Genomic DNA, 498 nt, shown 5'->3' on the forward strand with positions numbered 1-498 from the left:
GATCAGACGCGGGTTCATCAGCACGTACGGGAAGTAAATTTCGTGGATACCACCCAGGAAGTGGATGATAGCCGCGCCGCCTGCAGACTGCTTAGCGCTGCCGCGACCGAAGAACATGTATGCCAATGATCCACATGACGCATAGCTGATTCCAGCAGCGCCTGCGGCGTGGGTTCGCCGTATTTTTCCTGCAGATCTTTTTCCAACGATCCGGCGTTAACGCCGATGCGGATAGGAATGTTGTTATCGCGAGCGCAGTCCACCACCATGCGAATACGCTCTTCATTACCGATATTGCCTGGNCGCCAGGATTTTGGACAGTGCTTCAACCAATGGGCCAATGCCAAGGAATGCCAGAATGGCGAGGATCATCCCGATGATGCCAGCGGAGAAGTTATTCACCAGCATCTCAAAACCGGACTTGATCTTACCGTCTACCCAGCCGTCGAAATGCTTGATAGCCCAGCCGCCCAGCGGACCTGCGATCATCGCACCGAG

General features: G+C 54.9%; 3 pseudogenes. All 3 read right to left on the minus strand.

What is annotated here, in order from left to right:
• Positions 1–126, minus strand: a pseudogene (locus FDX22_RS31885) (hypothetical protein); the annotation flags it as partial.
• Positions 126–302, minus strand: a pseudogene (locus FDX22_RS22490) (flavodoxin-dependent (E)-4-hydroxy-3-methylbut-2-enyl-diphosphate synthase); the annotation flags it as partial. The pseudogenes FDX22_RS31885 and FDX22_RS22490, both read right to left, overlap by 1 nt.
• Before the next feature lies 1 nt (position 303).
• Positions 304–498: pseudogene (locus FDX22_RS22495) on the minus strand (PTS mannitol transporter subunit IICBA); the annotation flags it as partial.

Origin of the sequence: Citrobacter sp. TBCS-14 (assembly GCF_005280805.1) — a bacterium.
Lineage (GTDB): Bacteria > Pseudomonadota > Gammaproteobacteria > Enterobacterales > Enterobacteriaceae > Citrobacter > Citrobacter gillenii.